Raw genomic sequence first — 9,008 nt, 5'->3', positions numbered from 1 at the left:
TCCCGAATGGTTTTCTGTTCGGGAGCACGGGGTTTTCTGTGCCCGTTTTCTGTACCCGTTGTTTGAACCATTTTTCTGCGCTCTTTTAAGTGCTTGCAGGGTCGTTGAGGCACAAAATTTCAGGACTTTTACTCGTCCCTTGAGCGTTCTCGGGACTTCTCATTGAGGGTTTGGTAGGGTGAGAATATCCCCGAAACCGACGGGGATACTCAACCACTTTCTCCTTGGGCCAGCGCAGATTCGACGGAAATTTCTCACCCCCATTTAGAACCTGCATCGGCGCAATGGACATGACCGATAAGGAATGTTTATGTCCGCTCTTCCGAACTCTAAGTCTTCTTTCCTCCGTGCGGCGCAGGGATGCGGCGCATTGGCGCTGGCCGGCGCGATGGTTCTGCCAATGTCTCCAGCGCTTGCCCAGAACGCTACTGCAGATACGACTGCAACTGCAGCGGCTAGTTCTCAGTCGGGTGATCGCGTCCGTGAGAACCCTGTTGCCACTTCTGATGAGTTCACTCCCCACTTGGGCTACCACTCGTTGAAGAACACTGATGAGGACCAGGTTCTGGAATTCTCGGGTTGGGGTTTCGGCGGCGAGATTAACTCCCCGAAGGGTGTTCAGGTTGTTGTGCGAGAGGTGGGTTTGAACGCCTCGGTTCTGGTGGTTAGCGACATCATTGAATATAACCACAAGGAGCTGGCTTTCGCTTACCAGGACGGCTACATCCACGGTACGGTGAAGATTCCGGCGAACACCCTGGATAAGTCAAAGGATTATGTTATCGAGGTGTGGGGTAACAACGGCTACGAGGGCGACGAGTTTATTACCCCCGTCGTGGGTCAGGCGCCCGAGAGTCGCGGTACCCTGCTGGCTACCCAGGAGCTGGACTTCGATGGCTCTGACGGCACGACGGCTGCGGATATTCCGGGTAAGACCCCGCAGAAAGCTACGTTCAAGTTTTCGTACGACAACAAGGAACAGCTGCTGTACACCTCCGAGGGCGGCACCATCCACGTGAAGGGTTGGGGCTACACCAAGGAGTGGCGTGAGAAGCATGGCAAGGTAGTGGTTTACATTGTTGCTTCTCAGGGTGTTCCTGACGGCGCTGATGTTCTGCCCGCCAATGATGTTCTACTCCGTTTTGAGGAGGGCAAGGACTTCACCATTGCTGAAAACGGCGTCTTGGACGCTCAGCTGACGGTCAAGCCCGATGCGTTGCAGAGCTACTACAAGCCTCGCGCTCCTTTCCTCGGCATTCCGCGTTACGAGAAGCGTTACGAGGTGAGTTACGAGATTGGTATGTTTACCGAGATGCAGGGTGAGCCCCAGCTGACTGTGGAGGACCTGCAGGCTGGTAAGAACGTGCTGTATCGTACTGTGCTGGACACTCAGGCGTTCCGCTCCAGCGCGTTTGCCCCCAAGGTGGAGTACAAGGCTCTGGGTGACACCGCCGCTGATCAGAGCATTTACTTTTTGGGTACCGGCTTCTACGGTAAGTTTGCCTCCTCCGGGGGTGTTCAGTATGTGATTCGTGAGAAGGGTTCGAACACCCCGGTTCTGGCGACGAGTGACATCTTTTGGTATAACCGCTATCACCATTTTTCTGAGTTCGAGAACGGCGAGGTACGCGGCGTCGTGAAGGTGCCGGCGAGTACTCTGGACCCGGCGAAGAAGTACGTCGTGGAGGTTTGGAGTAACGACGGCTATAAGAACGGCGAGTTTGCCGGCCCTGTGGTGGGCAAGGCGCCCGAGGGCCGCAGTACCCTACTGGCTTCTCAAGACCTGAACTTCAAGGGATCTGACGCTACTGAGGGTAAGCAGCCCAGTCTGACCGATGAGCAGCGCAAGGAGCGCGCTACCCGCGGCGAGCTGACAGCGGCGTTGTACGCTCAGGCTGGTAGTCCCAAGGTGGACCTCCCCGAGACCTCTCCCTGGCCGGATGTGAAGACCACCGACCCGAACTATGCCGCCTACATTTGGGCTCGCCAGAAGGGCATTACCTTCGGCTGGGCTGATGGCAAGTTCCATGCGGATGCCGGAATTTCGAACGCTACCGTCGCGGCTTTCACCTACCGCGCGGCTGGGTCCCCCACCGTGCAGTACTGGTCCCCGTACACCGATGTGGCCCCGGGTTCTGCGTTCTTCCGTGAGATTGCGTGGGCTGGGCAGAACAAGGTTGCACTGAGTACCAGCGGCACGTTCAACCCCAAGCACATGGTGACTCGCGGTGAGCTGGAGGTTCTGATGATGGCTTTCTAGGCTCGCTCAGCGTAGCCGCCTGAATGACCCCGTGCTCCCGAATGGTTTTCTGTTCGGGAGCACGGGGTTCAGCTTTTAATAGCTAACCGCTGCGTAAGATTTCCACGAACCTTCAAGTATCCCTTGAGTGTTTCCTGACAATCGTTCAACGCTTTGATAGGGTGAGGATATCCCCGAAACCGAGGGGGATTTTCAACCACTTTTCTCATGGGGCACGCGCAGATTCGACGGTAGATTCCCGGCCTGCCGGTAAGCTCGCGCAGCCCCGGAGAAATGACCCTAAGGATGTCTTATGTCCTCACTTCCGAACTCTAAGTCTTCATTCCTCCGCGCGGCTCGGAACTGCAGCGCGCTCGTACTGGCGAGCGCAATGGTCCTGCCGATGACCCCGGTGCTGGCTCAGGACGCACCGCCCACCGCAAACGCGCCCGTTGCTAACGCACCGGCTGCCAATACCCCTGCAACTCAGGATGTCGCGGATGAGCCGTCTTTCACCGTTACATATGAGGATTACTACTACCAGGACGGCCGCGACTACATCGGGCAAGAGGGCGACGGCCTGTACACCGGTGAGGACAGTAAAATCACGGTTCTGGGCACCGGCTTCACCAAGGAGTGGCGCGAGCAGCACGGCAAGGTAGTCATCTACATCGCCCCCGAGGAGAACGTCCCCTATAACGCTCTGCAGATTACCGACACTCTTCTGCGGTTCGAAGAGGGCAAGGACTTCACCATTGACGATGACGGCACCTTTGTCGCCCCGCTGAAGGTTGAGGCTAATACTTTGCCGAGTTACTACACCCTCGCGGAGTATTTTCCGGATATGACCCTGGACAAGGTGCGTTACGAGGTTGGCATCCTTGCCGAGCCCGAGGGCCAGCCGCAGTCAACCGTTCAGGATATCTGGGCTCGCAAGAACGTTGTGACGCATCACGGTCTGAGCACCAATGATTATCACTCCGATACCTTCGCACCTAAGTTGAAATACGATGCTCTGAAGGACACCACGAAGAATCAGGAACTGCTGATTCAGGGGCAGGGCTTCGTGGGGCATGACATCCCCGGCGCTGAGGGCATGATGTACGTCATCCGCGAGAAGGGTACGGGTTCCCCCGTCCTGGTCATGAGCGAGATGAAGCATTACATCCACGGCGATGATGAGTACGAGAGGAGCCTGGAGGGAGGCTTCGCTTTCGTCAATCTCAAGATTCCCGCGAACACGCTGGATCCGTCCAAGCAGTACGTCATTGAGGCGTGGAGCGACTACGGTTACCCCAGCAAGACGGATAAGACTCTCATCACCCCGATGGTGGGTTTTGCCCCGGAGCACCGCGGCGTTCTTTTGGCGCACCAGGATTTGAAGTTTGAGGGTGTCCAGCGGTTCACGAACGCATACGTTCCCGTAGAGGAACGCATGTACTTTTCTACGTCGCTGAACGACGAGGAACAGAATCAGCCCGCCACCCGCGGTGAGCTGGCTTCCGCCCTTTATGAGATGAAGGGCAGCCCCAAGGTGGACCTTCCTGACGTCTCTCCGTGGCCGGATGTGAAGACGGACGATCCGAACTACGCCGCCTACATTTGGGCTCGTGAAAAGGGCGTTACTTTCGGCGGACCTGACGGAAAATTCCACGCGGAGGACGGTCTCACGAATGCAACCGTTGCCGCAATGATTTACCGTGCGTCTGGTTCACCGGAAGTATCAGGTGTTTCGTCATTCCCGGATGTTACGCCGGATTCCGCATTCTATCGTGAGATTCTGTGGGCTACCCAGCAGAATGTTATTACTCCCGAGACCGGCATGTTTGAACCGAACCATGCTGTGACCCGCATTGAGTTGGAGTGGATGTTGTTTTATTACCGGCATCGTGTGCTGAACCCTATCACTACCGGCCTGTATCGCATTGCTAACTAAGTAGGCCAGGTAACTAAGTAGGCCTGGCCGGTTCTAGCCCGGGTACCTCGTCACAACGAACGGGGTACCCGGGCTCTTGCGCAATGACTTTTGCACAATAACTCTTGCGCAATGAGGGAATCCGCGCGGATTCTTCTAGAGTTCTCGCCCCTAGAATTCTCGCCCTAGAGTTCCCACGCGGGGGCTGCGGCGGTGCTTGCCGAGTGCGCATCCTGACCGGTGGCCACGCCGGTGGGAACCGTGAAATCCCACGGGTCGGTGTTGAGCGCGGACAGCTTCGTTTCGATGGTGAAGCCGCGCTCGGCGAGCAGCTTGCGCAGGCGGTCGGCCGCCGAACGCAACCACAGCGATTCACTAGCCGGGTGGGAGCAATCAATTAGCGCGATGTTGTTGCCGGTAACTCGTGCGGTTTCGCGGAACTCGCTGGCCGGGTGGTGGCGCAGGTCGGCGGTAATGTACACCTGCGCGTCGGTGGCGCGTACCGCATCGAAGAGGGAGTCACCGGCACCACCGCAGAGGGCGACGCGGCGGATCGGCTGGTCGGCGCGGCCCGCGATGCGCAGGCCACCGGCAGTCGCGGGCAGGGCCGCCGCGAGGCGCTCGGCAAGCTCCTTCAGGGTCAGTTCTTCGGGCAGGGTGCCGATGCGGCCGGTACCCACCGCGTGTTCCTGCCCGTCGAGCACCTGGGTCTGTGCCTCGGTGAGCGGTTCACGGTCGATGAGGCCGATGGCGTCACAGAGCGCCTCGTTCACGCCCTCGACGGCGGCATCAGCGTTAGTGTGGGCGCCGAGCAGGCCGCATCCACCCTCGATGAGGGTGTGGAGGACCTCACCCTTGTAGGTGCTGTCGGGAATGAACTGGGCTCCGCGCAGCAGTAGCGGGTGGTGGGTGATGAGTAGCTGGGCCCCTTCGGCGATGGCTTCCTCGGCGGTGGCGGCGAGCGCATCCACGGCGAAGAGCACGGTGCGTACGGGGGCGGCGGCGCGACCCGCGACGAGACCGGAGGCGTCCCAGCCGGCGGCAAGCTGCGGCGGGAAGAGCGTATGGAAGGCGTCGACGACTTCTGCGAGGGTGGGGGTTGCGAGTTCTTCAGTCATACCTCTATTGTGGCAGGTGGCGCGGTGGGGCATGTGGCGGTTTACGCCAAAGCCCGCGGTAGCGCAGGAATATTATGCGGCTCGGCGGTGTTCTTCAGATAGTGTGGTTTTATAGTTCAAGGAGAGATTATGGCTGAAATTGTTCTTGCCGGTGGATGCTTCTGGTGCCTGGACGCCGTCTATCGCCAGTTCCGCGGGGTTGAGGCGAGCGTCTGCGGCTACGCTGGCGGCGACATGCCCGATCCCGATTACCGTTCGGTGTGCTCTGGAACGACCGGGCACCACGAGGCCGTGAAGATTACCTTCGATCCGCAGGTAATCAGCTACGACACCGTCCTGGATATTTTCTTCATCAGCCACGACCCGACCAGTTGGGACCGTCAGGGGGCTGACACGGGTTCACAGTACCGTTCGGTGATTTTCTACGAGGACGAGCAGCAGCGCGAGCTGGCGGAGCGAGCTAAGGAGCGCGCCCAGCAGCTCTTTGACGCACCCATCGTCACCGAGATTAAGCCGCTCGATATCTTCTACGAGGCCGAACCTGTTCACCAGAACTACTATGCGCTCAATCCGGCGCAGGGGTATTGCACGTTTGTGGTGAGCCCCAAGGTGGCCAAGGCTCGCCGCGCTTTCTCGCAGCTGCTCCGTTAGAACGGTTTTGTGACGGACGGTGAGTGGGATGAACGGGTAGCCCGGGTATGATGATTACAGTAGCTCACTCAGCTCTGATGAATTCTACCGAGAGGCTATGATGAACAGCCCTTTCCCTGTTTCTTCCATTGTGACCCGTCGCGCCGCCCTGCTGGCCGCCGGTGCTGGTGCCGCCGTGACGCTGAGCGCCTGTGCCCAGTCCGTGCATCCGCTGTCGAAATCTTCCGAGTCGGCTTCTGAATCCGCCTCGGCAAGTGAGTCCGCGTCTTCTAGCGCCTCGGCCTCCGCGTCTTCTAGCGCCTCGGCCTCTTCCAGCGCTTCTGCGTCTTCTAACAAGTCCTACAAGGGCCCCCTGAAGTTCGATAACTACGAGAAGAACGGCACCTACGTTCCGGCCACCGAAACCGAAAAGGCCAAGAACGTGCCGAAGCCCCTCCCCCCGGAGCACATGAATGATCGGAGCCCCGAGGGAATCTACGAGTTTACGGGCTTCTGGCTGGCTGCTATCAACTACCTGATGCTCACCGGCGATTCTGAGCCTCTCAAGAAGGCTGATCCCGCCGATGTGTACGTTAAGCAGTTTGATGAGTACGTTCGACTATACCAGGACTACGATGGTTGGGCTTACGGTGCCGATACCCTGATGGAGATGAGCCTTTTGGCGGATCTTCCCCGTCAGAGCACCAAGAACCCCAACCAGTACACGTGGAGTGCCAACCTCACCTTCAACCAGGATTTGAAGGCTCACGTAGACGGTTCTGCTCCCCACAAGATTGCCAAGAGCGAGGGCGGCCGCACGTATGTTGGTGTGGAGTATAAGAATGGTGTCTGGGTAATGCTCACCGGTCACGAGGATGAGGCTTCCGCATCGGCTTCTTCGGCATCGGCATAACTTCCTCTCTCCCCTCCCCCGTACGCACTATTGTGGTTGTGTGCGGGGGACTTTGTGTTTTCGGGATTTCGTGTTTAAGCGCCTGTCCGGCGGCGTATTTCATACATGACGCGCGATGACGGGGCCTTCAGCAAGGACAGGTATGATAGGAGCGGTGGCTCACTCAACTTCCGATAATCTACAAACTTCGAAAGGCTACGATGACCGGCCCTTCTTCCGCCCCCGTTACCCGACGCACCGCGCTATTTATCACCGGCGCTACGGCTACCGTCGCGCTGAGCGCCTGCGCTCCGAAGGTACGCCCCCTAGCTGATTCCTCTGCCTCGGGCTCGTCTTCTTCGTCTCCGTCGGCGGCTTCCTCGTCTAGTGCGTCTGCTTCTTCGAAGGCATCCGCTTCGGCTTCTTCGGGTAAGTCCTACAAGGGTCCCCTGAAGTTCGATAACTACGAGAAGAACGGCACCTACGTTCCGGCCACCGAAACCGAAAAGGCCAAGAACGTGCCGAAGCCCCTCCCCCCGAGCAACATGCACGACCCGTCGGTCGATGGTATCTACTCTTTCCTCGGCTACTGGATTTCGTCGATTAATTATTTGTTGCTTACTGGCGACTCCGAACCGCTGAGCAAGTCCGATCAGGATTATGTGGAGATTTTCCAGCGTTTCTCCACCATGTACCAGGACAAGTCCGGTTGGATGTACGGTTCTGATGCTCCGATGGGCATCTCGCTTTCCACCGATACTCCTACCCAGAAGTCCTCGGGCTCTAACCCGCGATACCGTTGGAATGGTCGTTTGCTTCTCGATCAGAATCTGAAGATTTATCTGCAGGGTAGGGGCTCCAACACCGCCTTTACCGCGGAGAGCCACGACATCTACATCGATATGACCTACAGGTCTGGCGGCTGGACCGTTATCACCAAAGATACGAGCGACGACGACAGCGGTAGCTCCGGAAGCTCCAGCAGCTCTCCCTCCCCCAGCTCCAAGAGCCCGAAGAGCGGCAGTGGGAAGAGCGGCGGACTCAACGTCTAGTCAGCCTCCCGACGGTGCACCTCTATGTGGCGGATGCTTTAGCGCCTAGTGTGCGAGCATCCGCCGCATTTTTTGCACTATCGGATCTTCATATTGGGTTGAGAACCAGCCTGCGATATTCTGGTTTTAACTGTTCATGCACGTACATTACTCAGAAAGATTCTTATGTCTACTCTGTACACCCGCCGTACCGCGCTGACTGCGTTGGGTATGGGGGCCGCTACCCTGCTGGCCGCTTGCTCTTCTAACTCTTCTGAGTCGTCTTCCTCGCCGAGTGCGACTACCGCATCTTCGAGCGCAAGCACGACTCCTTCCGCCTCCGTCGCACCCACTCCGGAGGCGACGACCACCGTTGAGCCCGGCCCCAGCCTGAAGGGCGAGGTCGTTCTGGCTGATTACTCCTCGACTGGCACCTTTGAGGCCGGTACGAAGGAACATAAGGCTCAGAACGTTCCGGTTCCCCTGGAGCCCGCGAAGCTGCGTGAGAACAGCGTTGAGGGCCTGCACGCGTTCATTGCGTACTGGCAGGCCACCCTGAACTACCTGTTGCTCACCGGCGACGGTGCCCGCTTCACGAACATTGACCACACGGGTGACTACACCACGGTGGCCGAGCTATTCCAGAGCATGTACGCCTCTGATAGCGGCTGGGTGGTTGGTTCGGAGCGCCCTCTGGTCTTCTCGCTGACCGCGGATCGCCCCACGAAGGACACTCGCACCGGTTACTACACCTGGGCTACCGAGATGACGATTGATACCGCCGAGGGTGCTGGCGTGTACAGCAAGACCAACGACCGCACCCAGACCCTGGCCGATGTGTTCAAGTACCAGGGTAAGCCGGTGGCCGGCCAGGTTGTGGCTCATTACCAGGACGGCACCTGGCGTATGGTGCGCCGTACTCCCGGTACCGCTTCGCCTTCGCCGGCTGCTTCGGTGAGCCCGAGCGCTTCTGCGGAGGCTACTACCGCTTCTGCTGAGGCCTCGGCGCAGTAGATTCAACAGGCGCAGTAAAGTTTCTACGCCCTATACCGCTGAGAAGCCACATGTGTTTCGAGAAGCCACCATGTTTGTTGCTTTTCGAAACACATGTGGCTTCTCACTTTTAGTCTTTGAGAGGCTCACGGCGGCACCGCAAAGCCAGAGAGTTCTAACGAATACAGAT

7 protein-coding genes are annotated in these 9,008 nt (G+C 58.4%); 6 read left to right on the top strand and 1 reads right to left on the bottom strand.

Features of this window, described 5'->3' with window-relative positions; genetic code table 11:
* The first annotated feature begins 310 nt into the window (after window positions 1-310).
* Together HMPREF2630_RS07600 and HMPREF2630_RS07595 are read left to right on the top strand one after the other, a co-directional pair.
* A complete protein-coding gene (locus HMPREF2630_RS07600) occupies window positions 311-2,260 on the top strand; it encodes an S-layer homology domain-containing protein (RefSeq protein WP_070484257.1) in 1,950 nt (649 codons plus the stop codon).
* 292 nt (window positions 2,261-2,552) lie between these two features.
* Window positions 2,553-4,175: an S-layer homology domain-containing protein gene (locus HMPREF2630_RS07595; protein ID WP_070484255.1), complete on the top strand. Its 1,623-nt coding sequence runs from the start codon at window positions 2,553-2,555 to the stop codon at window positions 4,173-4,175.
* A 164-nt stretch (window positions 4,176-4,339) separates the two neighbouring features.
* Here HMPREF2630_RS07595 and HMPREF2630_RS07590 read toward each other — a convergent pair whose 3' ends face one another.
* Window positions 4,340-5,272 (bottom strand): Nif3-like dinuclear metal center hexameric protein, encoded by a 933-nt coding sequence (locus tag HMPREF2630_RS07590; RefSeq protein WP_070484253.1) that lies wholly within the window; start codon window positions 5,270-5,272, stop codon window positions 4,340-4,342.
* Between the two features lie 129 nt (window positions 5,273-5,401).
* On the opposite strand from HMPREF2630_RS07590, the gene msrA reads away from it, so the two are divergent.
* The 4 genes from msrA (at window position 5,402) to HMPREF2630_RS07570 (ending at window position 8,839) form a co-directional block, all read left to right on the top strand.
* Window positions 5,402-5,923 (top strand): peptide-methionine (S)-S-oxide reductase MsrA, encoded by a 522-nt coding sequence (msrA, locus tag HMPREF2630_RS07585; protein ID WP_049342804.1) that lies wholly within the window; start codon window positions 5,402-5,404, stop codon window positions 5,921-5,923.
* Between the two features lie 97 nt (window positions 5,924-6,020).
* A complete protein-coding gene (locus tag HMPREF2630_RS09185; RefSeq protein ID WP_152901364.1) occupies window positions 6,021-6,815 on the top strand; it encodes a DUF6318 family protein in 795 nt (264 codons plus the stop codon).
* A gap of 200 nt (window positions 6,816-7,015) precedes the next feature.
* The gene (locus HMPREF2630_RS07575; protein WP_049334064.1) at window positions 7,016-7,846 is read left to right on the top strand and encodes a DUF6318 family protein; all 831 of its coding nucleotides are present in this window, start codon (window positions 7,016-7,018) and stop codon (window positions 7,844-7,846) included.
* A gap of 165 nt (window positions 7,847-8,011) precedes the next feature.
* Entirely contained in the window at window positions 8,012-8,839 is an 828-nt protein-coding gene (locus HMPREF2630_RS07570; RefSeq protein WP_070484251.1) for a DUF6318 family protein, read from the top strand.
* Window positions 8,840-9,008: the final 169 nt, after the last annotated feature.

The organism is Rothia sp. HMSC072B03 (assembly GCF_001809565.1).
Taxonomy (GTDB): Bacteria; Actinomycetota; Actinomycetes; order Actinomycetales; family Micrococcaceae; genus Rothia; species Rothia mucilaginosa_A.
Note: the sequence above shows the minus strand (reverse complement) of the source record. Positions and strands in the feature narration are given on the sequence as shown.

Bases quoted from the DNA above. Each gene is read 5' to 3' on its own strand.
- HMPREF2630_RS07600 (WP_070484257.1), top strand. From the start codon at position 311: ATGTCCGCTCTTCCGAACTCTAAGTCTTCTTTCCTCCGTGCGGCGCAG.
- HMPREF2630_RS07595 (WP_070484255.1), top strand. From the start codon at position 2,553: ATGTCCTCACTTCCGAACTCTAAGTCTTCATTCCTCCGCGCGGCTCGG.
- HMPREF2630_RS07590 (WP_070484253.1), bottom strand. From the start codon at position 5,272: ATGACTGAAGAACTCGCAACCCCCACCCTCGCAGAAGTCGTCGACGCC.
- msrA (WP_049342804.1), top strand. From the start codon at position 5,402: ATGGCTGAAATTGTTCTTGCCGGTGGATGCTTCTGGTGCCTGGACGCC.
- HMPREF2630_RS09185 (WP_152901364.1), top strand. From the start codon at position 6,021: ATGATGAACAGCCCTTTCCCTGTTTCTTCCATTGTGACCCGTCGCGCC.
- HMPREF2630_RS07575 (WP_049334064.1), top strand. From the start codon at position 7,016: ATGACCGGCCCTTCTTCCGCCCCCGTTACCCGACGCACCGCGCTATTT.
- HMPREF2630_RS07570 (WP_070484251.1), top strand. From the start codon at position 8,012: ATGTCTACTCTGTACACCCGCCGTACCGCGCTGACTGCGTTGGGTATG.